We start from the raw sequence: 23,211 nt of genomic DNA, 5'->3' as shown, positions 1-23,211 counted from the left end.
GAATACCATGAGTTTTGAAGGAAAAATTGCCCTGGTGACCGGCGCAAGCCGCGGTATCGGGCGTGCTATTGCTGAAACACTGGTTGCGCGCGGCGCGACGGTGATCGGGACTGCGACCAGCGAGAATGGCGCACAGGCCATCAGCGAGTATCTGGGTGCGAACGGCAAAGGTCTGGTACTGAATGTGACTGAACCAGCATCTATCGAATCTGTTCTGGAAAATATTCGCGCAGAGTTTGGCGAAGTGGATATTCTGGTCAATAATGCCGGGATCACTCGCGACAACCTGTTGATGCGAATGAAAGATGATGAGTGGAACGATATTATCGAAACCAACCTGTCATCGGTATTCCGTCTGTCAAAAGCGGTAATGCGCGCTATGATGAAAAAGCGTCATGGACGTATTATCACTGTAGGTTCTGTGGTTGGTACCATGGGAAATGCTGGTCAGGCTAACTACGCTGCGGCGAAAGCAGGTCTGATCGGTTTCAGTAAGTCGCTGGCGCGCGAAGTCGCGTCCCGCGGAATTACTGTAAACGTTGTTGCTCCGGGCTTTATTGAAACGGACATGACGCGTGCGCTGACCGATGATCAGCGTGCGGGTACGCTGGCGGCAGTTCCAGCGGGTCGTCTTGGCGACCCTAAAGAAATCGCCAGCGCGGTTGCATTTTTAGCCTCTGACGAAGCGGGTTACATCACTGGTGAAACCCTCCACGTCAACGGCGGGATGTACATGGTTTAATCACGATCGAAAATATTTGCGTTATTTGGGCAAATGGCCTCAAAATAACGTAAAATCGTGGTAAGACCTGCCGGGATTTAGTTGCAAATTTTTCAACATTTTATACACTACGAAAACCATCGCGAAAGCGAGTTTTGATAGGAAATTTAAGAGTATGAGCACTATCGAAGAACGCGTTAAGAAAATTATCGGCGAACAGCTGGGCGTTAAGCAGGAAGAAGTTGTGAACTCCGCTTCCTTTGTTGAAGACCTGGGCGCAGATTCTCTTGACACCGTTGAGCTGGTAATGGCTCTGGAAGAAGAGTTTGATACTGAGATTCCGGACGAAGAAGCTGAGAAAATCACCACCGTTCAGGCTGCCATTGATTACATCAACGGTCACCAGGCGTAAGTGAACATCTCCAGGCGGTCATTCGACCGCCTGAGTTTTATCTTTTGTAGTCCCACGAATCTCTTTTTTTATCCCTCCCTGGAGGACAAACGTGTCTAAGCGTCGTGTAGTTGTGACCGGACTTGGCATGTTGTCTCCTGTCGGCAATACCGTAGAGTCCACCTGGAAAGCTCTCCTTGCCGGTCAGAGCGGCATCAGCCTAATCGACCATTTCGATACTAGCGCCTATGCAACGAAATTTGCTGGCTTAGTAAAGGATTTTAACTGTGAAGAGATCATCTCGCGCAAAGAACAGCGCAAGATGGATGCCTTCATTCAATATGGAATTGTCGCTGGCGTTCAGGCCATGCAGGATTCTGGCCTTGAGATTACGGAAGAGAACGCTACCCGTATCGGCGCTGCTATCGGCTCCGGGATTGGCGGTCTTGGCCTGATCGAGGAAAACCATACATCTCTGGTGAATGGCGGCCCGCGTAAAATCAGCCCGTTCTTCGTTCCGTCTACGATTGTAAACATGGTGGCAGGTCACCTGACCATTATGTTCGGCCTGCGTGGCCCAAGCATCTCAATCGCGACAGCCTGTACGTCTGGCGTGCATAACATCGGCCAGGCCGCGCGTATCATCGCGTACGGCGATGCAGATGCTATGGTTGCGGGCGGTGCTGAAAAAGCCAGTACCCCGCTGGGCGTCGGTGGCTTCGGTGCAGCGCGTGCGCTCTCTACCCGAAACGATAATCCTCAGGCGGCGAGCCGTCCGTGGGATAAAGACCGTGATGGTTTCGTGCTGGGTGACGGTGCAGGCATGATCGTACTGGAAGAGTACGAACACGCGAAAAAACGTGGCGCGAAAATTTATGCTGAAGTTGTTGGCTTTGGCATGAGCAGCGATGCTTACCACATGACGTCTCCTCCAGAGAACGGCGCAGGTGCTGCGCTGGCGATGGAAAACGCCATCCGTGATGCGGGCATTACGCCGGCACAGATTGGCTACGTTAACGCGCACGGGACATCTACCCCTGCGGGCGATAAAGCAGAAGCGCAGGCGGTTAAGTCTATCTTCGGCGAATCTGCCAGCCGTGTACTGGTGAGCTCCACGAAATCCATGACCGGTCACCTCCTGGGTGCGGCGGGTGCAGTAGAATCAATCTACTCTATTCTCGCGCTGCGCGATCAGGCTGTACCGCCAACCATCAACCTGGATAATCCAGATGAAGGTTGCGATCTGGACTTCGTTCCCCACGAAGCGCGCCAGGTTAGCGGTATGGAGTACACCCTGTGTAACTCCTTCGGCTTCGGTGGGACTAACGGTTCTCTGATCTTCAAAAAGGTCTGAGTCTGGTTAGTCGCTGACGATAATAAAGGTCCGCTTGCCGGGCCTTTTTTATTAGGTGATATCCCCTTGTCCGGCTAACCACATCCTGCCAGACTGAGCCTCCATGCATAAGGAGCCACTATGTTTTTAATTAATGGCCTTGAGCAAGAAATGCTGCCGGCAAGCGACAGGGCGACCCAGTTTGGCGATGGCTGTTTCACGACCGCGCGTATTCTCGACGGTGGCGTGTGCCTGCTCGGGGCCCATATCCTTCGTTTACAAAAAGCCTGCGAAGCATTACTGATCCCCTTTTCGCAGTGGGACATTCTTGAAAGTGAAATGCGTCGGCTGGCGTCAGAGAAAGCAAGCGGCGTCCTGAAAGTCATTATCAGCCGCGGCAGCGGTGGTCGGGGCTATAGCGGTTCTGCCTGCCAGCATCCTGCGCGGATCCTTTCCGTTTCAGATTATCCTTCCCATTACGCGCACTGGCGTGAAGAGGGCGTAGTCCTGGCGCTTAGCCCGGTACGTCTGGGGCGAAACCCGATGCTCGCTGGCATAAAACATCTTAACCGTCTTGAACAGGTGCTTATTCGTACTCATCTTGAGCAGACGGAGGCCGGGGAGGCGCTGGTTCTTGACAGCGAAGGGTACATTACGGAATGCTGTGCGGCTAATTTACTCTGGCGGAAGGGCAGTGACGTATTCACGCCTTCGCTGGAGCAGGCCGGAGTCAACGGCATTATGCGGCAGTTTTGTTTGCAACAGCTGGCACGCGCAGGCTTTCGCGTTGTCGAAGTTAACGCTAAGGAAGAGGCGCTGCTGGCTGCCGAAGAAGTTGTTATCTGCAATGCGCTGATGCCCGTTGTCCCCGTTCGCGCTTATGACCGCAAGTGCTGGTCATCCCGCGAGCTGTTCCAGTTTCTGGCCCCGTTATGTGAGCAAACCAGGTAGTCATGAAGAAAATGTTACGCTTTGTCCTCCTTCTTATCGTTGCGTTCGGAATCGCTGGCGGAGCGGGAGTGTGGAAAGTCCGTCAGCTGGCTGAAAGTCAGATCCTGATTAAAGACGAGACGATATTTACCCTGAAAGCGGGGACCGGGCGGCAGGCGCTTGGTCAGCAGCTGTATGACGACAAAATTATCAATCGCCCACGCGTATTCCAGTGGCTGCTGCGTATTGAGCCGGACCTGTCCCATTTCAAGGCCGGTACCTATCGTTTCACCCCTGGCATGACCGTGCGCGAGATGCTGCAACTGCTGGAGAGTGGTAAAGAAGCCCAGTTCCCATTGCGTTTTGTGGAAGGTATGCGTCTGAGCGATTATCTCAGGCAACTGCGTGACGCGCCGTACATCAAGCATACGCTGAAAGATGACCGCTACCAGACCGTGGCAGACGCCTTAAAATTCGAACATCCCGAGTGGGTGGAAGGCTGGTTCTGGCCCGATACGTGGATGTATACGGCAGGCACGACGGATGTGGCAATTCTGAAGCGCGCGCACAACAAAATGGTCGCGGCGGTAGACGCTGCGTGGAAAGGGCGAGCAGAGGGGCTGCCTTATAAAGATCAAAACCAGTTCATGACGATGGCCTCGATCATCGAGAAAGAGACGGCCGTTGCTGCCGAACGTGACCAGGTTGCCTCGGTGTTTATTAACCGTCTGCGCATCGGCATGCGTTTGCAAACCGATCCTACCGTCATCTACGGCATGGGCGAAAACTACAACGGCAGGATTTCCAGAAAAGATCTGGAAACGCCAACGGCGTATAATACCTACGTGATTAGCGGCCTGCCGCCTGGACCGATTGCGACGCCGAGTGAAGCATCGTTGAAGGCCGCCGCGCACCCGGCCAAAACGCCGTATCTCTATTTTGTGGCTGACGGAAAAGGGGGGCATACGTTCAATACCAACCTGGCCAGTCACAATCGCTCCGTTCAGGACTATCTGAAGGCACTTAAGGAAAAAAATGCGCAGTAAATACATTGTCATTGAGGGACTCGAAGGGGCGGGCAAAACCACCGCCCGTAACGTGGTGGTGGATACGCTGAAATCTCTTGGCGTCGCCGACATGGTCTTCACCCGCGAGCCGGGCGGTACGCAGCTGGCGGAAAAACTGCGCAGCCTGGTTCTGGATATCAAATCCGTTGGCGATGAAGTTATTACCGACAAAGCGGAAGTGCTGATGTTCTATGCGGCGCGCGTTCAGCTGGTGGAGACGGTGATCAAACCCGCTTTGGCAGAAGGCAAATGGGTGATTGGCGATCGCCACGATCTCTCAACCCAGGCGTATCAGGGCGGTGGACGGGGTATCAATCAGGCCATGCTGGCTACGCTTCGCGACGCGGTTCTGGGCGATTTCCGTCCTGACCTGACGCTGTATCTGGACGTGACCCCTGAGGTGGGCCTGAAGCGCGCCCGTGCCCGCGGCGAACTGGACCGCATTGAACAGGAGTCTTTTGATTTCTTTAACCGCACCCGTGCGCGTTATCTGGAACTGGCCGGGCAGGACAAGACCATTCGTACCATCGATGCGACGCAATCCCTTGAAGACGTTACATGTGATATTCAGCAGACCGTTACGCAGTGGCTACAGGAGCAGCAGGCATGAAATGGTATCCATGGTTGCGCCCACACTTTGAACAGCTGATCGGCAGCTATCAGGTTGGTCGGGGGCATCATGCGTTACTGATCCAGGCGCTGCCGGGAATGGGTGATGATGCGTTGATTTACGCCATAACCCGCTTTCTGATGTGCCAACAGCCGGAAGGACATAAAAGCTGTGGTAAGTGTCGGGGTTGCCAGCTCATGCAGGCGGGCACGCATCCTGACTATTACACCCTCGAACCTGAGAAGGGCAAAAATACGCTCGGTATCGACGCGGTGCGTGAGGTCAGTGAGAAACTGTACGAATATGCGCGTCTGGGGGGGGCGAAAGTGGTGTGGCTGAAAGATGCCGCGCTGCTCACGGAAGCCGCAGCCAACGCGCTGTTAAAAACCCTGGAAGAGCCGCCAGAAAACACCTGGTTTTTCCTCTCCTGCCGCGAGCCGGAACGCTTGCTGGCGACGCTGCGCAGTCGCTGCCGTCTTCACCACCTTGCTGTCCCTCAGGAATCCTGGGCACTCGCCTGGCTTGAGCGGGAAGTGACGGTGTCACAAGACGCGGCGCTCTCAGCGTTGCGCCTGTGCAGCGGTGCGCCTGCGGCTGCGCTGGCCTTATTACAGCCCGAGGTGTGGTCCCAGCGTGAAACGCTGTGTCGTGCGGTTGAATCAGCCCTCGACATCCATGACTGGCTGAGCGTGCTGCCAGCGCTGAACAGCGATCAGGCTCCGGAACGGCTGCACTGGCTGGCCGCGCTGCTGCTGGATGCGCTCAAAATTCAGCAGGGGGCTACGCTTCTGACTAACCCTGACGAGTGGGCGCTGGTCACCACGCTGGCGAATCGCCTGTCAGGGCAGTCGCTGCACGCTATCCTTCATGATATCTGCCAGAGTCGTGAACAACTTTTGACGGTAACCGGTCTCAATCGCGAGCTTTTACTGACCGACCAGTTACTGCGTATTGAACACTACCTGCAACCGGGCGTCATACCGCCGGTTTCCCACCTCTGAGAGAGACATTATGTTTTTAGTCGACTCACACTGCCATCTCGATGGCCTGGATTATCAATCCCTGCATAAAAATGTGGACGACGTGCTGGCGAAAGCCGCCGCGCGCGATGTGAAATTTTGCCTGGCCGTGGCAACCACGTTGCCGGGTTACCGCTCCATGCGTGAACTGGTAGGCGAGCGGGATAATGTCGTCTTCTCCTGCGGCGTGCATCCGCTGAATCAGGATGAAGCGTACGACGTTGAGGATTTACGCCGTCTTGCCGCAGAAGAGGGCGTAGTGGCGATGGGCGAGACCGGCCTGGACTATTTCTACACTCCGGAAACGAAACCTCGCCAGCAGGAATCCTTCCGTAACCACATCCGCATTGGCCGGGAACTGAATAAGCCGGTTATCGTTCACACCCGAGATGCGCGCGCCGACACGCTGGGTATCCTGCGGGAAGAAAAGGTGACGGATTGCGGTGGCGTACTACACTGTTTCACAGAAGACAGAGAAACGGCGGGTAAGCTACTTGATTTGGGCTTTTATATCTCGTTCTCGGGGATTGTCACGTTCCGTAATGCTGAGCAACTGCGTGATGCGGCGCGCTATGTTCCGCTGGATCGTATTCTGGTGGAAACCGATTCCCCGTACCTGGCGCCGGTGCCTCATCGTGGCAAAGAGAACCAGCCAGCGATGACCCGGGATGTCGCTGAGTATATGGCCGTTCTGAAAGGTGTCAGTATTGAAGAACTGGCTCGCGTGACAACGGAAAACTTCGCCAGTCTGTTCCATATTGACCCCGCCCGCCTGCAATCTGTCTGATACACCTGTTATTTTTAGGCTCGTAATTAATAAGTAAAGCGAGTAAAGTTCACCGCCTCATTCGGGGCGGTGATGGCGTTTTTAGACACATCCAGACATGCTTTATGTAAATATCTGCAAGTTTTTTGGCCGTCTTGAACTGAAACGTGATAGCCGTCAAACAAACTCAGAGGGAATTATTTTACTCTGTGTAATAAATAAAGGGCGCTTAGATGTCCTGTCCACGGCGCGGTACTCCCCCCGGGCCAATGCGTGAAAACGTAAAAAAAAGCACAAATACTCAGGAGCACTCTCAATTATGTTTAAGAATGCATTTGCTAACCTGCAAAAGGTCGGTAAATCGCTGATGCTGCCAGTATCCGTACTGCCTATCGCAGGTATCCTGCTGGGTGTCGGTTCTGCAAACTTCAGCTGGCTGCCAGCCGTAGTTTCCCACGTGATGGCCGAAGCAGGCGGTTCTGTTTTTGCTAACATGCCGCTGATCTTCGCTATCGGTGTTGCTCTGGGCTTCACCAATAACGACGGTGTTTCCGCTCTGGCGTCCGTTGTTGCTTACGGCATCATGGTGAAAACCATGGCTGTGGTTGCGCCGCTGGTACTGCATTTACCTGCTGAAGAGATTGCCGCTAAGCACCTGGCGGACACCGGTGTTCTCGGTGGTATCATCTCCGGTGCGATTGCAGCGTATATGTTTAACCGCTTCTATCGCATCAAGCTGCCTGAGTATCTGGGCTTCTTCGCGGGTAAACGTTTTGTGCCGATCATTTCTGGTCTGGCCGCGATTTTCACCGGTGTGGTCCTGTCCTTCATCTGGCCACCAATCGGTACGGCAATCCAGACCTTCTCTCAGTGGGCAGCTTACCAGAACCCGGTTGTGGCGTTCGGTATCTACGGCTTCATTGAGCGCTGCCTGGTACCATTTGGTCTGCACCACATCTGGAACGTTCCATTCCAGATGCAGATTGGTGAATACACCAACGCAGCAGGTCAGGTGTTCCACGGCGACATCCCACGCTACATGGCGGGCGACCCAACGGCAGGTAAACTGTCTGGTGGCTTCCTGTTCAAAATGTACGGTCTGCCGGCCGCTGCAATTGCTATCTGGCACTCTGCTAAACCAGAGAACCGTGCAAAAGTGGGCGGTATCATGATCTCCGCAGCGCTGACCTCGTTCCTGACCGGTATCACCGAGCCGATCGAGTTCTCCTTCATGTTCGTTGCGCCGATCCTGTACATCATCCACGCGGTACTGGCAGGTCTGGCATTCCCAATCTGTATCCTGCTGGGTATGCGTGACGGTACGTCATTCTCTCACGGCCTGATCGACTTCATCGTTCTGTCCGGTAACAGCAGCAAGCTGTGGCTGTTCCCAATCGTGGGTGCTGGCTACGCAGTGGTGTACTACACCGTCTTCCGCGTGCTGATCAAAGCACTGGACCTGAAAACACCGGGTCGTGAAGATGCAACGGAAGACAGCAAAGCCGGTGTGACCAGCGAAATGGCACCTGCTCTGGTTGCTGCTTTCGGCGGTAAAGAGAACATCACTAACCTGGACGCGTGTATCACTCGTCTGCGTGTGAGCGTTGCCGACGTTGCGAAAGTCGACCAGCCGGGTCTGAAAAAACTGGGCGCAGCAGGCGTCGTTGTTGCAGGTTCTGGTGTTCAGGCAATCTTCGGAACGAAATCCGATAACCTGAAAACCGAAATGGATGAGTACATCCGCAACAACTAAGCTGTGATCTGGGGAGACTAAGGCAGCCGAATGGCTGCCTTTTTTATTACTCGGTTTGGGGGGCCGGGTGGCGGCTGCGCCTTACCCGGCCTACGTGATGGGTAGGCCCGGTAAGCGCAGCGCCACCGGGCTTAATACTCAGAAGTCGTAGCTCGCGCTAACCGAAACGTTCAGTGGCGCGCCATACACTACATACGATCCGACGTAGTCGTAATACTCTTTGTCGAACAGGTTGTTGACGTTAGCCTGAACAGCAAAGTCTTTGGTGACCTGATAGCGACTGAACAGGTTCACCAGCCCATAGCTGCCTTGCTCCGCGCGGGAACGTCCTGCCGGACCGCCTTCCACGTCCGTCCACACTTTGTTCTGCCAGTTTACGCCACCGCCCACGGTCAGTTCCGGCAGCATTGGCAGTTGATAACGAGTGAACAACTTCATGGTTGTGCGCGGCTGATCGGAGCTGACAGCGTTGCCATTCTTATCTTCTGCAATGTAACGCGTCGCGCCAAAGGTCAGCTGCCAGTTATCGGTCAGTGCACCGTTGAGCTCAAACTCGACCCCTTTGCTGACCACCCCGTCCAGCGATTCATAAATCGACTCACCGCTCGGCATGTAGGTATACGTGTTGCTGGCCACGTTATCCTGCTCAATGCGGAAAATCGCCAGCGAGGTGGTGAGGCGGGTATTAAACCAGTCTGCCTTCACCCCGGCTTCGTAGCTTTTACCCGTGGTAGGGTCGAGATAACGTCCACTGGCATTGCGCTTATCCTGCGGCTGGAAGATAGAGGTATAGCTGACGTAGGTCGACCAGTCCTCATTGATGTCATACACCAGGCCGGCATACGGCGTGACATCATCTTTGGTGCTTTCCAGACGGGTATTCGGCGAACCAGCGGGGTTATAGCGTATGTTGTATTGGGTGTAACGCGCCCCCAGGATCAGATGCAACGGATCGGCGAGTGAGAAACGCGCAGAGGAATAGGCTGAAGACTGGCGAATATCATCCTTGCTGTAGAGTTTCCACGGCGTCCACTGCGGATCGGCAATGTTCCCGTTCCAGTTCTTAAAGTTGCCGACATCAACCATGCCGTATACTGCATCCGGCATGGTGTTGTCGTAATGGTTACGCTGACGGCTAAAGCTGCCGCCGAACATCATCTCGTGCTGACGGCCAAAGAGATCGAAGCCGCCGCGCAGGAAGGCATCGACCGCATCCTGTTTGCGTTCCCCGCGGTTCCAGCCGCCGTAACCCACCAGGCCCGCGCCGGTCTCTTTATCCGGATAACCGGACATATACATCAGCTTAGAGTCAAAGTTGGTTTCAGCATGCATGCCGTTGATGTGCGCTTCCCAGCCATTATCGAAACGCTGGGTCAGGTTAGCGAAGATGCGGGTGCTGTCTTTATCTGAATAGGCCCAGTCAGGCGCGACGGTCTGGCTGCGATTGTAGTTGGTCTTACTTCCGTCGCTGTACCAGGTCGGCAGCCCACCCCAGGTTGGGTCGGCGGTATGGCTTTCCTGATACTCATACCCTACCGAGAGGGTCGTGCTGTCGGTAACATCTGCATCCATCACGCCGTAGAGGAATTTCTTCCGGTAGTGGTAGTTATCCACGAAGCTGTCGTTGTCCTGATAACCCGTGATCAGACGACCCCGTACCTTACCTGATTCCACCAGCGGCGCCTGGAGATCCAGCACGTAACGCTGCTTGTCCCAGCTGCCGTAGCTGGCGGAAACGTTGCCTTTAAATTCCTGGCTGTCCGCATGCTTGCGCACCATATTAACGTACGCCGCCGGGTTGCCCGTCCCGGACATCAGGCCTGTGGCGCCGCGGACCACTTCAATGCGGTCATAAATTGCGGTATCGGCGGCGGTATCACCAAAGTTCCACACTTCACTGATGGACGTTGGAAGGTCGTCATAGGCGTAGTTGCTGACGAAAAATCCGCGTGAGTAAAATACGGTACGATCGCTGTCCTGCACCTGCGCCGTAATGCCCGTGGTGTTCGTCAGCACCTGGCCGATGGATTGCAGATTCTGGTCAGCCATACGTTGCTGGCTGATAACGCTGACGGACTGTGGGATGTCGCGGGGAACCAGCAACAGTTTGGTGCCGGTGGTGGTGGTTTTTACGCTGTAATCCTGATCCTGGCTGGCAGAAAGATCCTGTGTGTTATCAAAACCCCCATCAACGACGACGGTATCTTCGGCTGTTGAAGCAGCGAAAGCGGTGGTTGGCGTCAATGCCATAGCAATGCAGGCGGCCAGCAACGAAGGTGTTGCGGCAGGCTGACGTTGCCCATCCCTGGTGTGATTAATGAAAGACATCATCAAACCCTTAGTGAATGGTGAAGGTAGTGCGCGACAGTCCCGCTAGTACGGGCTGACGTCGTTTTCTATGTTAAAAATGCGCATGAAAATGCAAATGCGAAATATACGCATTGTGATTAACGCTGTAAACAGATGTTTCGGGATGAACTGAAATCAGGTTTCAGAAAAGAAATGTCCTAAAGCGATGCCTCTTCACCCAGATGGGCGATAATCAGGAAAGAAATCACGGGAGAAGGTTGAAAGGACAGGAGAAACTCGCTCATACTCTTGTGTTGTGTCACACAGTAAAACAGACAATGTGTGTTAACAACGGACGCACGACGCCAGATTAAACTTAAAAGGAAAAGGTCATGGCTGAAGAAACGATTTTCAGTAAAATTATCCGCCGCGAAATTCCGTCGGATATTGTCTATCAGGATGAACTGGTCACGGCTTTCCGCGACATTTCTCCCCAGGCGCCGACGCACATCCTTATTATTCCCAATATTCTGATTCCGACCGTCAATGACGTTAAAACCGAGCATGAAGTTGCGCTGGGCCGTATGCTTACGGTGGCCGCGAAAATTGCTGAGCAGGAAGGGATTGCTGAAGATGGATACCGTTTGATCATGAACTGTAATCGCCATGGCGGCCAGGAAGTCTATCATATTCATATGCATCTTCTGGGTGGACGTCCACTGGGACCGATGCTGGCACATAAAGGTCTTTAATATGTTAACTGGGCGTATTGCAGCGCTGATCGTGACGCTGGTTATGGTTGGGTGCAGCGCGCGTCCCGCCATCCCGGTCAGTGAAGAACAGACGCTGGTGATGGAGTCCTCAGTGCTTGCTGCGGGCATCACGGCGGAAAATCCTTCGTTGACCATAAGCGAAATCCAGTCTTCTGCCTCCTCTACGCTCTATAACGAAAGGCAAGAGCCAGTGACGGTGCATTATCGCTTCTACTGGTATGACGTGAGAGGTCTTGAGATGCACCCGCTTGAGGCGCCGCGTAGCGTGACGGTCCCGGCAAGATCGTCGGTCACGCTCTACGGCAGCGCCAGCTATCTGGGTGCACATAAGGTGAGACTTTATCTTTATTTGTAAGGAGTGAACCTTGATTAAAACAATGAGCCGTTATGCGCTCCTGAGTGCGTTCGCACTCTTTCTGGCAGGCTGTGTGACGCGAACGGAAGAACCTGCACCGGTGGATCAGGCGAAGCCGGGAACGGAACAGCCAACAACACCGGCGCAACCTGTTCCAACCGTGCCGTCTGTACCGACTATTCCGGCGCAGCCTGGCCCGATCGAACATCCGGACGATACCGCGCAGCCTGCGCCGCGAGTGCGGCACTATGACTGGAACGGCGCGATGCAGCCGATGGTGGGCAAAATGTTGCAGGCACAGGGCGTTACGCCTGGCAGTGTGCTGCTGGTGGACAGCGTGAACAACCGTACAAACGGTTCCTTGAATGCGGGAGAAGCGACGGAAACTCTGCGCAACGCGCTGGCAAACAACGGTAAATTTACGCTGGTCTCAGCCCAGCAGCTCGCGGTCGCCAAGCAACAGCTTGGTCTGTCGCCTCAGGACAGCCTGGGTTCGCGCAGTAAAGCGATTGGTATCGCCCGCAACGTTGGCGCGCAGTATGTCCTTTATTCTAACGCGACAGGCAACGTGAACACGCCGTCGTTGCAGATGCAGTTAATGCTGGTTCAAACCGGCGAAATTATCTGGTCAGGTAAAGGTGCCGTTACGCAACAATAAGCGCACGCGTCATGATGTCCTGACGCGTTATTTCCCCCAGTACCGTGTTATCGCGCCGCAAGCCCCCGTCGGGCTTGGCGGCGCGAGTTGCATTATTGAGCGTGGCGACCATCGGCTGGTTTTACGTCAGCATCACGGTGCCGCCGCGCCTGCCGCCCATTTTCGTCGCCAGTTCCGCGCCCTGAAGCGCCTTCCCGCCGACCTTGCCCCGAAACCTCATTTCTTTATCAGGGACTGGATGACGGTGGCGTTTATTGCGGGTGAGATCAAAAGCGAGCTTCCCGATACGCCCACGCTGGCAGCCATGCTGTATCATCTGCATCGACAGCCGCGTCTGGGCTGGCGGGTGACGTTACTTCCATTACTGGATAGCTATTGGCAGCAGGCTGCGCCTGGACGACGCACGCCCTTCTGGCTGGCGCAGCTTAAGCGGCTGCGTAAAGCGGGAGAGCCGAAGGCGTTACTTCTGGCGCCGCTGCATATGGATGTCCATGCGGGGAATATCGTTCATACCACGGCGGGCGAGAAACTTATCGACTGGGAATATGCCGGGGACGGTGACGTGGCGCTTGAACTCGCTGCGGTCTGGATGCCTGATGAGGCTTCGCGCGTGCAGCTGATAACCGCCTATGCCCGAAACGCCAACATAAATGTACTCACCCTTGCGCGGCAGGTCGCGCGCTGGCGTCCGTGGGTGCTGATGCTGATGGCGGGATGGTTTGAAATGCGCCTTCAGCAGACAGATGACGAACAATTTATTGCGCTGGCAAATGATGCCTGGCGTCAGTTACAAACGAAAGGATAAGAGAGGTTGGTGTGGGTCCAGTAATGTTGGATGTTGAAGGGTTTGAGCTTGATGCGGAAGAGCGCGAAATTCTGGCGCACCCGCTGGTAGGGGGGCTGATTCTTTTCACCCGCAATTATCACGATCCGGCGCAGTTGCGCGAGCTGGTTCGCCAGATCCGCGCGGCGTCACGCAATCGCCTGGTGGTGGCCGTCGACCAGGAAGGTGGACGCGTGCAGCGTTTCCGCGAAGGGTTTACCCGTTTACCCGCCGCACAATCTTTTGCTGCGCTGCTGGGTGCTGAAGAGGGCGGTCAACTGGCGCAGGACGCAGGCTGGCTGATGGCCAGCGAGATGATCGCCATGGATATCGATATCAGCTTCGCCCCGGTGCTGGACGTAGGACACATTAGCGCGGCAATTGGTGAGCGTTCGTATCATGACGATCCACGTATCGCGCTGGCAATGGCGACGCGCTTCATTGACGGTATGCACGATGCGGGCATGAAAACCACCGGCAAACATTTCCCTGGCCACGGGGCGGTGACGGCGGATTCCCATAAAGAAACCCCGCGCGATCCGCGCCCGGAAGCAGACATTCGCGCTAAAGATATGTCTGTTTTCCACTCGCTGATTACCGATAACAAGCTGGACGCTATTATGCCTGCGCACGTCATCTACAGTGACGTTGATCCGCGTCCGGCCAGCGGCTCTCCGCACTGGCTTAAAACCGTGCTGCGTCACGAGTTAGGCTTCAATGGCGTAATTTTCTCTGACGATTTATCCATGGAAGGGGCGGCGATCATGGGAAGCTATGCCGAACGTGGGCAGGCTTCGCTGGATGCGGGTTGCGATATGATCCTCGTCTGCAATAATCGTAAAGGGGCGGTGAGCGTGCTGGATAACCTGTCGCCGATCAATGCTGAACGTGTTACACAATTGTATCATAAAGGTTCATTTAGTCGTCAGGAGCTGATGGACTCGGCGCGCTGGAAAACGGTAAACGCCCGGCTTGAAGCCCTGAACGAGCGCTGGCAGGCACATAAAGCAGCCCTTTAATTCATCCCGGAAGGCGTAGCGTGGTGAGACGATGATCATCTATTTACACGGTTTTGACTCAAACAGTCCTGGTAATCATGAGAAAGTGCTGCAATTGCAGTTTATCGATCCGGATGTCCGGCTGATCAGTTACAGCACGCGTCATCCGAAACATGACATGCAGCATCTGCTTAAAGAAGTGGACAAAATGTTGCAGCTCAATATCGACGATCGTCCGCTGATCTGCGGCGTGGGGTTGGGGGGATACTGGGCAGAGCGCATCGGTTTTTTGTGCGATATCCGTCAGGTCATTTTTAATCCTAACCTGTTTCCAAACGAAAACATGGAAGGCAAGATTGACCGTCCGGAAGAGTACGCCGATATCGCAACAAAATGCGTGAGCAATTTCCGCGAAAAGAACCGCGACCGGTGTCTGGCGATCCTCTCCCGCAACGATGAAGCGCTGGACAGCTCCCGCGCTGCCGAACTTCTGCATCATTACTACGAAATTGTCTGGGACGAAGAGCAGACCCACAAGTTCAAAAATATTTCCCCGCACTTGCAGCGTATTAAGGCCTTTAAAACGCTGGGCTGAACTCCCTGAACCTGACAAAGGCCCGGTACGTGAAAGCGTGCCGGGCCTCTTTTTTGTCGGAGTTGTCTACTTTTAAACCATCAAAACTTGATACATATCAATTTTGGTATGACCAATGCGCCTGACGTGCTATTCTCAATGAATCTGAATGGTTTCAGCGCAGTAACCTGTTGTTAATTAAGGGTTATTTATATAACTTTTAATTAACAATTGGTTAATAATTTGAGGGGGTCACGTTGACTACGCCATTGAAAAAGATAGTGATTGTCGGCGGTGGTGCTGGCGGACTGGAGCTGGCGACGCAGCTGGGTAAGAAACTGGGTCGCGGTAAGAAAGCCAAAATCACGCTGGTGGATCGTAACCACAGCCATCTGTGGAAGCCGTTACTGCACGAAGTGGCGACCGGGTCGCTGGATGAGGGCGTGGATGCGCTCAGCTATCTGGCGCATGCGCGTAACCACCACTTCCAGTTCCAGCTGGGTTCGGTGGTGGACATCAACCGTGAAAATAAAACCATCACGCTGGCTGAGCTGCGTGATGATAAAGGCGAGCTGCTGGTTCCTGAGCGCAAGCTGGCCTATGACACGCTGGTGATGGCCCTGGGCAGTACGTCCAATGATTTCAACACCCCAGGCGTAAAAGAGCACTGTATCTTCCTGGATAACCCGCATCAGGCGCGTCGTTTCCATCAGGAGATGCTTAACCTGTTCCTGAAGTACACCAACAACATGGGTGCTAACGGCAAGGTTAACATTGCTATCGTGGGCGGCGGCGCAACGGGCGTTGAATTATCGGCGGAGTTGCACAATGCGGTCAAACAGCTGCACAGCTACGGCTACAAAGGACTGACTAATGAAGCGCTGAATGTGACGCTGGTGGAAGCAGGTGAACGTATTCTGCCTGCGCTGCCGCCGCGTATTTCTGGCGCGGCGCACAACGAGCTGACCAAGCTGGGCGTGCGCGTGCTGACCCAGACCATGGTGACCAGCGCAGATGAGGGCGGACTGCATACCAAAGACGGCGAATACATCCAGGCCGACCTGATGGTCTGGGCTGCGGGGATCAAAGCGCCTGATTTCATGAAAGATATCGGTGGGCTGGAGACAAACCGTATTAACCAGCTGGTGACAGAGCCGACGCTGCAAACCACGCGGGATCCGGACATCTTCGCTATCGGCGACTGTGCCTCCTGCGCGCGTCCGGAAGGCGGGTTTGTGCCTCCTCGCGCCCAGGCCGCGCACCAGATGGCAAGCCTCGTGCTGCATAACATCCTGGCGCAGATGAAAGGCAAACCGATGAAAGCCTATGTCTACAAAGACCACGGCTCTCTGGTGTCGCTCTCAAACTTTTCCACCGTGGGCAGCCTGATGGGCAACCTGATGCGCGGCTCCATGATGGTGGAAGGGCGCATCGCCCGCTTCGTGTACATTTCTCTGTACCGTATGCACCAGATTGCGCTGCACGGCTACTTCAAAACCGGCCTGATGATGCTGGTCGGCCGCATCAACCGCGTTATCCGCCCACGCCTGAAGCTGCATTAATTTCTCCCTCCCTCCGGGCTCTCCGGAGGGAATTCTTAGCACATCATGCTGTGCATTTCGCTCCTGACGCTTAAGAGTTCTCTTAAACAGACGCTATCCCAGCTCATCCCCCGGTTTTTTGATCCTTTATCTTATTGGCGAAGCGTTTATTGCGCTGCAAAATTGCTACCAATTGCAACAAAGGAGGAAGTCCCGTGAATAAATCAATGTTGGCGGGTATAGGGATTGGCGTCGCAGCTGCGTTAGGTGTGGCTGCCGTTGCCAGTCTGAACGTACTTGATCGTGGCCCGCAGTATGCGCAGGTGGTTTCCGCTACACCGATCAAAGAGACGGTCAAGACGCCTCGTCAGGAGTGCCGTAATGTTTCTGTCACCCATCGTCGTCCGGTTCAGGATGAAAACCGTATCGCTGGCTCCGTGCTGGGCGCGGTTGCTGGTGGGGTGATTGGTCATCAGTTTGGTGGTGGCCGTGGTAAGGATGTCGCGACGGTAGTTGGTGCGCTGGGTGGCGGTTATGCCGGTAACCAGGTGCAGGGCGCGATGCAGGAAAATGATACCTACACCACAACGCAGCAGCGCTGTAAAACCGTGTATGACAAGTCTGAAAAAATGTTGGGCTACGACGTAACCTACAAAATTGGCGATCAGCAGGGCAAAATCCGCATGGATAAAGATCCTGGTACGCAGATCCCTCTCGACAGCAATGGTCAGCTGATACTGAATAACAAAGTGTAAAAAAGATGTTCTCTGAACTTAGCTCCTCATGCGCTCAGGCTGAGGAGCTTTTTTTTGCGTCAGAGTTTAAGAAGTTCAGGCCACAGGCGCAGCGTTGTTTGCGTAATCCCCTGCAGTTTTTCCAGCGTCGCGCCTTCACGGGCGCTGATGGACATCCCCTGTAGAATACAGCTCAGATACTGGGCCAGCTCCTGCGGACGGCAATGCGCCGGTATTTCGCCGCGCTGCTGGCGTTGAGCCAGAAACGTGCTGAGCGTCTCCTCCTGCATCGCATGGCGCGATTTGACCGTGTTGGCAATCTCTTTCGACGATGCCGCGAGGGTCGCGGAGGTGTTGATCATAAAACAGCCCGCGGGCGTGTCTTTACTGGTAAAGCAGGTTGCGACTGCGCAGAAATAATCCTGCAATGCCTGCTCAACCGTTTTTTCTTCACAGAATAGCTGGGCTTCGTGTTTTGCCGCGAAGCGCGAGATGTATCTGTCCAGAACGGCCCGGAATAAGCCTTCTTTGTTGGTGAACTCTGCGTACAGGGTAGGGGCTTTCGCGCCCGTTGCTTCCACCAGGTCGGAGAGCGACGTGGCTTCATACCCATGCTGCCAGAAGAGCGTCATGGCCTTATCGAGCGCCGCATCCCTGTCGAACACTTTTGGTCGGCCACGGCTTTTCTTTGCGCAACGCGTGACATCGGTTGTCATGTGCCGTTGGTCCTCTGTTGTTTTGTTGAATAGTCATTATAAAAATAAACGTCTGCGACGACCAGCGGTGATTTCTTAAAAATAATTTAATTTTATCTTTATGAAATATAAGGAAAATGAAATTAATTTAACGACCATTATAAAAATTGGTTGACGTGTGACCTGGATCACATCTATCATTTACCTATCGATCGTTAACTAAATAACTAACGACCACTACATCATCTGCCCAAAGGTATAAAATCATGAAAAACGTTAAAACCCTCATCGCTGCCGCCGTTCTGAGTTCACTCTCTTTCGCAAGCTTCGCTGCTGTTGAAGTGCAATCCACTCCAGCAGACCAGCAGAAAGTCGGTACCATCTCTGCCACTGCCGGGACTAACCTCGGCTCTCTGGAAGATCAGCTGGCACAAAAAGCTGACGAAATGGGTGCGAAATCATTCCGCATCACCTCTGTGACCGGTCCTAACACCCTGCACGGTACCGCAGTTATCTACAAATAAGCGTAACGCAACCCTCCGTTATGCCACTGCAAAAAAAACGCCCTGCTAATGCAGGGCGTTTGTCGTTATTACCGTTTACATTGACTGCTGAGCAACCTCATGATGCCGCGTGACATCGGTTGGCATCCCGGAGCGCGCTTCCATCGCCCGCTCCATCACTGCGCCATCGGTGTTTGCATTCGTTTTAAAGCTCACCATAGAGGCATTCAGATTAATCGGCAGCGTCTGCGGATCGTCATTAATGTTTTTCGATAGCGGCTGGTGGATCTCAACCAGACGGACGCCACCCAGCTCTTCAGACACTTTAATCGGCGTATTGATGATATTCACTTTCGTGCCAGGGGCGATCACGCGGTAGAGCGTTTTGATGTCGTCATCGCGCAGGCGAATGCAGCCGGAGCTGACGCGCATCCCGATACCAAAATCCGCATTCGTTCCGTGCAGAAGATAAACCCCACCATATGCCGCCAGGCGAATTGCATGGTGCCCCATCGGATTATCCGGGCCCGCGGGAACCACGGCAGGGAGATCGATACCCTGTGCCTTATAGCGGGCGCGGATGTTTGCCGTCGGAGTCCAGGTTGGATTAGCGCGCTTGTCGGAGACGGTGGTCACCATGGTCGGCGTGAGCGTATCGCCTCCCAGCTGGCCGATGCCGATAGGGTAGACGGTTACTTCATTTTTCCCCGGCGGGTAATAGTAAAGACGCAGCTCGGCGAGGTTTATCACAATCCCCTGACGCGGCGCGTCCGGCAGGATGGTTTGCAGCGGAATCGTCAGTACGCTGCCCGCCCGGGGCACATAGGGATCTACGCCCGGGTTGGCCTGCAACAGCGCCAGGAACCCGACGTTATATTTTTTAGCAATCGCTTCCAGCGAACCGCCATCGTTTTCAACCACGTGAAAGCGGTTTTCACCGACAACGTTGCTGCCGGCGGGCGGAAGAGGCCAGGTATTGGCGCGAGCAGGGAGCGCGACGGCAACCGTCGCGGCCAGCGCAACCACAGTTAACCAGCGGGTAAAACGCGAAGAAATCATCATTATCATAATCCATACAAATGATAAGGTTATTGTTTTATAAGGCGTTAATGATAATTATGGCGAATGTATGGTCGGGAAGATCGGGCGAAGTGCAAAGAGTTTGTAAATTGTCCCCCACCAGCCGGGCGCTGGCGGGGGAAACCGTTATGCGATGGCGTTCTCTTCCAACTGACGCATAAAGTTACGCACCCAGTCCATGCGGATTTTACGTTCCGTCAGATCCTGAGTAAATTTCAGACGCGTCGGGCCATCAAGACGGAAATGCTGCGGCTGTTTTTGCAGAAGGCCAATCAGCCACATCGGATCGACGTGGTTCTTCTCGGCAAACTCAATTACGCCGCCTTTCTCGTTGCCTTCAAGCTTACGAATGCCCAGCTTCTGCGCCTGCTGACGCAGGCGGGCAATATCCAGCAGGTTGCGCGCCGCATCGGGCAATATCCCAAAACGGTCAATCAGTTCGACTTTAATCTCTTCCAGCTCGCCTTCGCGTTTCGCGCTGGCAATGCGTTTGTAGAACGACAGACGGGTATTCACGTCAGGAATAAAATCATCCGGCAACAGGGAAGGCATGCGCAGTTCCACTTCGGTCTGCTGGCTGGTGAGATCTTCCAGAGACGGTTCACGTCCGGCTTTAAGCGCGTCGACGGCATTTTCCAGCAGCTCCATATACAGAGAGAAACCGATGGTTTCCATGGAGCCGCTCTGGTCTTCACCCAGCAGCTCACCGGCGCCGCGGATCTCCAGGTCGTGCGTCGCCAGCGCAAAGCCCGCGCCCAGATCTTCCAGCGAGGCGATGGCTTCCAGACGCTTTTGCGCGTCGGTGGTCATCGCCTTCGGATGCGGCGTCAGCAGCCACGCGTAGGCCTGATGGTGCGAACGCCCGACGCGCCCGCGCAGCTGATGCAGCTGGGCCAGGCCGAAGTGATCCGCGCGTTCGATGATGATGGTGTTCGCCGTCGGAATGTCGATCCCGGTCTCAATGATGGTGGTACATACCAGCACGTTGAAACGCTGATGGTGGAAGTCGTTCATCACCCGCTCCAGCTCGCGCTCGCGCATCTGGCCGTGACCAATGGCGATGCGCGCTTCCGGCACCAGCTCTGCCAGCCTGTCGGCGGCTTTCTGAATGTTTTCAACGTCGTTATACAGGTAATATACCTGGCCGCCGCGCAGCACTTCACGCAGGATCGCCTCGCGAACCACCAGATTGTCGTACTCGCGAACAAAGGTTTTCACCGCCAGACGGCGCGCCGGCGGGGTGGCAATAATCGACAGATCGCGCATGCCGCTCATCGCCATATTCAGGGTGCGCGGGATCGGCGTGGCGGTCAGGGTCAGAATGTCGACGTCGGCGCGCATCGCTTTGATGCGCTCTTTGTGGCGCACCCCAAAGCGGTGCTCTTCATCGACGATCAGCAGCCCCAGATCTTTCCACTTCACGTCGCTTTGCAGCAGCTTGTGGGTGCCGATCAGAATGTCAATTTTGCCTTCGCTTGCCTGTTCCAGGATTTGTGTCTGCTCTTTGGCGCTGCGGAAACGCGACAGCATCTCAATGCGTACCGGCCAGTTGGCGAAGCGGTCGCGGAAGTTGTCGAAGTGCTGCTGGGCGAGGAGGGTAGTCGGCACCAGCACCGCCACCTGCTTGTTGTTTTCCACCGCCAGGAAAGCGGCACGCATTGCTACCTCGGTTTTACCGAAGCCCACGTCGCCGCAGACTAAGCGATCCATCGCCAGCGGCTGGCACATGTCGCTCAGCACGGCATTTATGGCCTGAGCCTGATCCGGCGTAGTTTCAAACGGGAAGCTGTCGCAGAACAGCTGGTACTGCTCTTTATCATGCTTAAACGCATAACCCTCTTTGGCCGCACGCTGGGCGTAAATGTCCAGCAGCTCGGCGGCCACGTCGCGCACTTTTTCCGCCGCCTTCTGCCGCGCGCGTGACCAGGCGTCGCCGCCCAGCTTATGCAGCGGCGCGTTATCTTCCGCGCCACCGGCGTAGCGGCTGATAAGGTGCAGGGACGACACCGGCACGTACAGTTTGGCGTCGTTCGCGTAGGTCAGCATCAGGTATTCACCTTTGATGCCGCCTGCTTCGAGGGTGGTCATTCCCTGATAGCGACCCACACCGTGTTCCAGGTGAACGATCGGCTGACCGGGATGCAGTTCGGCCAGGTTGCGGATCAGGGTGTCCGGGTTGATGGTGCGACGGCTGTCCTGACGACGGCGCGCCACGCGCTCGCCCAGCAGGTCGCTTTCACAAATCAAGGCCAGGTTATTGAGCGTATCAATAAATCCGTGTTCGGCGGAGCCGATCATCAGGTAACGACCATTTCCGGTCGCTTCGCTCAGGCGATGAATGCGCTTCGGTGCAACTTTGATCCGTCCTAGTAGTTCGCCCAGCGCTTCACGACGACCCTCACTCTCAACGGAGAACACCACTGGCCCGGTGAAGGAATCAAGAAACTTGCGCAGGTTATCGAGCGGGGATTTCTGCTGCGCCTGGACGGCCAGATCGGGCAGCGTCCGGAACGCGAGATTGGTGTTCGCCGCCTTATCGGCAAGCGAATCGGTTTTGAGCTGCATACGCGGCCAGCGTTTTAGCTCGGCGTTGAGCTCGTCGGTACGCAGCCACAGCATTTCCGGCGGCAGCAGCGGACGCATCGGGTCAACGCCCCGGTTTTCAAAGCGGGCGCGCGTTTCGCTTTCAAAGCGGCTGGCGCTGGCGTCGATATCCCCGGTGTTAACAATCAGCGTATTGGCCGGGAAGTAGCTGAACAGCGCCGGCAGCGGTTCGTTAAAGAACAGGGGCTGCCAGTACTCGATCCCCGCCGGAAGGGTGCCTTTGCTGACCTGCTGGTAGATATGTTCGGCATCACGTTTCACGTCGAACCTGTCGCGCCACTGGCTGCGGAACAGTTCGATGGCGGTTTTATCCGTCGGGAACTCATGGGCGGGCAGCAGATTAATGGAGTCCACTTCCTCCAGCGTGCGCTGGGTGTCGGCGTCGAACACGCGCAGGCTGTCGATCTCATCATCGAAGAAATCCAGACGATACGGCTGGTCGCTGCCCATCGGATAGAGATCCAGCAGCGCACCGCGCGTCGCGTATTCGCCGTGCTCCATCACCTGATCGACATGGCGGTAACCGGCTCCGTCAAGCTGCACGCGCAGGGCATCGCGCGACAGGCGCTGGCCTTTTTTCATCACCAGCGCATGGCCGTGCAAATAGCTGTGCGGACAGACGCGCTGCATCAGGGTATTCACCGGCACAATCAGCACGCCGCGCTGCATGGTGGGGAGCTGATACAGCGTCGACAGGCGTGAGGAGATGATCTCCTGGTGCGGAGAGAAACTGTCGTAGGGAAGCGTTTCCCAGTCGGCCAGGCTGAATACTAGACTGTCGGTGAACTGACGAATTTCGTCGTGCAGGCGCAGGGCGTTTTGCATGTCCGGGGCAACCAGCACCACCGGCCCCGGATGGCGCTCGGCAATTTCCGCCACCAGCGTGGCGCAGGCCGCGCCTGTCAGTTCGCCCAGCTGGCGTTGGTCACCTGCTTTTACAGGCAAGGAAAAACGATAGTGTTCAGGCATGGCTATGTCAGGGTCTCTTGGGGAT

At 55.2% G+C, this 23,211-nt stretch carries 22 protein-coding genes; 18 read left to right on the top strand and 4 right to left on the bottom strand.

Going from position 1 to position 23,211, the window contains the following annotated elements; translation table 11 throughout:
- Positions 1–7: 7 nt before the first annotated feature.
- The 9 genes from fabG to ptsG all read left to right on the top strand — a co-directional run bounded on the left by fabG (position 8) and on the right by ptsG (position 8,590).
- A complete protein-coding gene (gene fabG / locus ACOTZP_RS13015; RefSeq protein WP_022647739.1) occupies positions 8–742 on the top strand; it encodes a 3-oxoacyl-ACP reductase FabG in 735 nt (244 codons plus the stop codon).
- 154 nt (positions 743–896) lie between these two features.
- Positions 897–1,133: an acyl carrier protein gene (acpP, locus tag ACOTZP_RS13010; RefSeq protein ID WP_003857954.1), complete on the top strand. Its 237-nt coding sequence runs from the start codon at positions 897–899 to the stop codon at positions 1,131–1,133.
- A gap of 91 nt (positions 1,134–1,224) precedes the next feature.
- Positions 1,225–2,466, top strand: a complete 1,242-nt coding sequence (gene fabF / locus ACOTZP_RS13005; RefSeq protein WP_022647740.1) for a beta-ketoacyl-ACP synthase II — start codon at positions 1,225–1,227, stop codon at positions 2,464–2,466.
- A 120-nt stretch (positions 2,467–2,586) separates the two neighbouring features.
- Positions 2,587–3,396 (top strand): aminodeoxychorismate lyase, encoded by an 810-nt coding sequence (gene pabC, locus ACOTZP_RS13000; RefSeq protein ID WP_023299796.1) that lies wholly within the window; start codon positions 2,587–2,589, stop codon positions 3,394–3,396.
- A 2-nt stretch (positions 3,397–3,398) separates the two neighbouring features.
- Positions 3,399–4,421 (top strand): cell division protein YceG, encoded by a 1,023-nt coding sequence (gene yceG / locus ACOTZP_RS12995; protein WP_017384722.1) that lies wholly within the window; start codon positions 3,399–3,401, stop codon positions 4,419–4,421.
- Positions 4,411–5,052, top strand: coding sequence for a dTMP kinase (tmk, locus tag ACOTZP_RS12990; protein ID WP_063163635.1), 642 nt, complete (start codon positions 4,411–4,413; stop codon positions 5,050–5,052). Before yceG ends, tmk begins: the two co-directional genes overlap by 11 nt.
- Complete coding sequence (holB, locus tag ACOTZP_RS12985) at positions 5,049–6,053, top strand: DNA polymerase III subunit delta' (protein ID WP_271075102.1); 1,005 nt, start codon at positions 5,049–5,051, stop codon at positions 6,051–6,053. Before tmk ends, holB begins: the two co-directional genes overlap by 4 nt.
- A gap of 10 nt (positions 6,054–6,063) precedes the next feature.
- Complete coding sequence (locus ACOTZP_RS12980) at positions 6,064–6,858, top strand: metal-dependent hydrolase (RefSeq protein WP_023299800.1); 795 nt, start codon at positions 6,064–6,066, stop codon at positions 6,856–6,858.
- Between the two features lie 298 nt (positions 6,859–7,156).
- Positions 7,157–8,590, top strand: a complete 1,434-nt coding sequence (ptsG, locus tag ACOTZP_RS12975) for a PTS glucose transporter subunit IIBC (protein ID WP_006809245.1) — start codon at positions 7,157–7,159, stop codon at positions 8,588–8,590.
- Between the two features lie 138 nt (positions 8,591–8,728).
- Here the strand turns inward: ptsG and fhuE are convergent, their stop codons facing one another.
- Positions 8,729–10,918 (bottom strand): ferric-rhodotorulic acid/ferric-coprogen receptor FhuE, encoded by a 2,190-nt coding sequence (gene fhuE / locus ACOTZP_RS12970; RefSeq protein WP_032622149.1) that lies wholly within the window; start codon positions 10,916–10,918, stop codon positions 8,729–8,731.
- A 353-nt stretch (positions 10,919–11,271) separates the two neighbouring features.
- Here fhuE and hinT point away from each other — a divergent pair, with 353 nt between their 5' ends.
- From hinT to ACOTZP_RS12930, 8 genes are all read left to right on the top strand, one after another.
- Positions 11,272–11,631, top strand: a complete 360-nt coding sequence (gene hinT / locus ACOTZP_RS12965) for a purine nucleoside phosphoramidase (protein ID WP_006809243.1) — start codon at positions 11,272–11,274, stop codon at positions 11,629–11,631.
- A gap of 1 nt (position 11,632) precedes the next feature.
- The gene (locus ACOTZP_RS12960) at positions 11,633–12,007 is read left to right on the top strand and encodes a YcfL family protein (RefSeq protein WP_022647747.1); all 375 of its coding nucleotides are present in this window, start codon (positions 11,633–11,635) and stop codon (positions 12,005–12,007) included.
- Between the two features lie 13 nt (positions 12,008–12,020).
- Complete coding sequence (gene lpoB / locus ACOTZP_RS12955; RefSeq protein ID WP_085929697.1) at positions 12,021–12,665, top strand: penicillin-binding protein activator LpoB; 645 nt, start codon at positions 12,021–12,023, stop codon at positions 12,663–12,665.
- Complete coding sequence (thiK, locus tag ACOTZP_RS12950) at positions 12,646–13,470, top strand: thiamine kinase (protein ID WP_271075103.1); 825 nt, start codon at positions 12,646–12,648, stop codon at positions 13,468–13,470. The genes lpoB and thiK overlap by 20 nt, the downstream gene beginning before the upstream one ends.
- Positions 13,471–13,481: 11 nt before the next feature.
- A complete protein-coding gene (nagZ, locus tag ACOTZP_RS12945; protein WP_271075104.1) occupies positions 13,482–14,507 on the top strand; it encodes a beta-N-acetylhexosaminidase in 1,026 nt (341 codons plus the stop codon).
- Between the two features lie 31 nt (positions 14,508–14,538).
- Positions 14,539–15,081 carry an alpha/beta hydrolase YcfP gene (ycfP, locus tag ACOTZP_RS12940; RefSeq protein ID WP_022647750.1) on the top strand — a complete coding sequence of 181 codons (543 nt, stop codon included), beginning with the start codon at positions 14,539–14,541 and terminating at the stop codon, positions 15,079–15,081.
- Between the two features lie 236 nt (positions 15,082–15,317).
- The gene (locus tag ACOTZP_RS12935) at positions 15,318–16,622 is read left to right on the top strand and encodes an NAD(P)/FAD-dependent oxidoreductase (protein WP_017693633.1); all 1,305 of its coding nucleotides are present in this window, start codon (positions 15,318–15,320) and stop codon (positions 16,620–16,622) included.
- Between the two features lie 194 nt (positions 16,623–16,816).
- Positions 16,817–17,356 carry a glycine zipper 2TM domain-containing protein gene (locus tag ACOTZP_RS12930; RefSeq protein ID WP_017384715.1) on the top strand — a complete coding sequence of 180 codons (540 nt, stop codon included), beginning with the start codon at positions 16,817–16,819 and terminating at the stop codon, positions 17,354–17,356.
- Positions 17,357–17,415: 59 nt separating this feature from the next.
- Here ACOTZP_RS12930 and comR read toward each other — a convergent pair whose 3' ends face one another.
- Positions 17,416–18,051, bottom strand: a complete 636-nt coding sequence (comR, locus tag ACOTZP_RS12925; RefSeq protein WP_022647753.1) for a TetR family copper-responsive transcriptional repressor ComR — start codon at positions 18,049–18,051, stop codon at positions 17,416–17,418.
- A 245-nt stretch (positions 18,052–18,296) separates the two neighbouring features.
- On the opposite strand from comR, the gene bhsA reads away from it, so the two are divergent.
- A complete protein-coding gene (gene bhsA, locus ACOTZP_RS12920) occupies positions 18,297–18,554 on the top strand; it encodes a multiple stress resistance protein BhsA (protein ID WP_006809234.1) in 258 nt (85 codons plus the stop codon).
- Between the two features lie 75 nt (positions 18,555–18,629).
- Here bhsA and ldtC read toward each other — a convergent pair whose 3' ends face one another.
- Positions 18,630–19,595, bottom strand: coding sequence for a L,D-transpeptidase LdtC (ldtC, locus tag ACOTZP_RS12915; RefSeq protein ID WP_271075105.1), 966 nt, complete (start codon positions 19,593–19,595; stop codon positions 18,630–18,632).
- Between the two features lie 144 nt (positions 19,596–19,739).
- The gene (gene mfd, locus ACOTZP_RS12910) at positions 19,740–23,186 is read right to left on the bottom strand and encodes a transcription-repair coupling factor (protein ID WP_023305875.1); all 3,447 of its coding nucleotides are present in this window, start codon (positions 23,184–23,186) and stop codon (positions 19,740–19,742) included.
- Between the last annotated feature and the right edge of the window lie 25 nt (positions 23,187–23,211).

It is taken from the genome of Enterobacter cloacae complex sp. SYL001 (assembly GCF_049237025.1).
Taxonomy (GTDB): Bacteria; Pseudomonadota; Gammaproteobacteria; order Enterobacterales; family Enterobacteriaceae; genus Enterobacter; species Enterobacter intestinihominis.
This window is presented reverse-complemented; position numbering and strand designations above follow the sequence as displayed.

Coding starts and splice junctions, on each gene's coding strand:
- ACOTZP_RS12980 (WP_023299800.1), top strand. CDS start 6,064: ATGTTTTTAGTCGACTCACACTGCCATCTCGATGGCCTGGATTATCAA.
- ACOTZP_RS12960 (WP_022647747.1), top strand. CDS start 11,633: ATGTTAACTGGGCGTATTGCAGCGCTGATCGTGACGCTGGTTATGGTT.
- yceG (WP_017384722.1), top strand. CDS start 3,399: ATGAAGAAAATGTTACGCTTTGTCCTCCTTCTTATCGTTGCGTTCGGA.
- comR (WP_022647753.1), bottom strand. CDS start 18,051: ATGACAACCGATGTCACGCGTTGCGCAAAGAAAAGCCGTGGCCGACCA.
- ldtC (WP_271075105.1), bottom strand. CDS start 19,595: ATGATGATTTCTTCGCGTTTTACCCGCTGGTTAACTGTGGTTGCGCTG.
- mfd (WP_023305875.1), bottom strand. CDS start 23,186: ATGCCTGAACACTATCGTTTTTCCTTGCCTGTAAAAGCAGGTGACCAA.
- acpP (WP_003857954.1), top strand. CDS start 897: ATGAGCACTATCGAAGAACGCGTTAAGAAAATTATCGGCGAACAGCTG.
- bhsA (WP_006809234.1), top strand. CDS start 18,297: ATGAAAAACGTTAAAACCCTCATCGCTGCCGCCGTTCTGAGTTCACTC.
- fhuE (WP_032622149.1), bottom strand. CDS start 10,918: ATGTCTTTCATTAATCACACCAGGGATGGGCAACGTCAGCCTGCCGCA.
- hinT (WP_006809243.1), top strand. CDS start 11,272: ATGGCTGAAGAAACGATTTTCAGTAAAATTATCCGCCGCGAAATTCCG.
- fabG (WP_022647739.1), top strand. CDS start 8: ATGAGTTTTGAAGGAAAAATTGCCCTGGTGACCGGCGCAAGCCGCGGT.
- ptsG (WP_006809245.1), top strand. CDS start 7,157: ATGTTTAAGAATGCATTTGCTAACCTGCAAAAGGTCGGTAAATCGCTG.
- ycfP (WP_022647750.1), top strand. CDS start 14,539: ATGATCATCTATTTACACGGTTTTGACTCAAACAGTCCTGGTAATCAT.
- tmk (WP_063163635.1), top strand. CDS start 4,411: ATGCGCAGTAAATACATTGTCATTGAGGGACTCGAAGGGGCGGGCAAA.
- holB (WP_271075102.1), top strand. CDS start 5,049: ATGAAATGGTATCCATGGTTGCGCCCACACTTTGAACAGCTGATCGGC.
- pabC (WP_023299796.1), top strand. CDS start 2,587: ATGTTTTTAATTAATGGCCTTGAGCAAGAAATGCTGCCGGCAAGCGAC.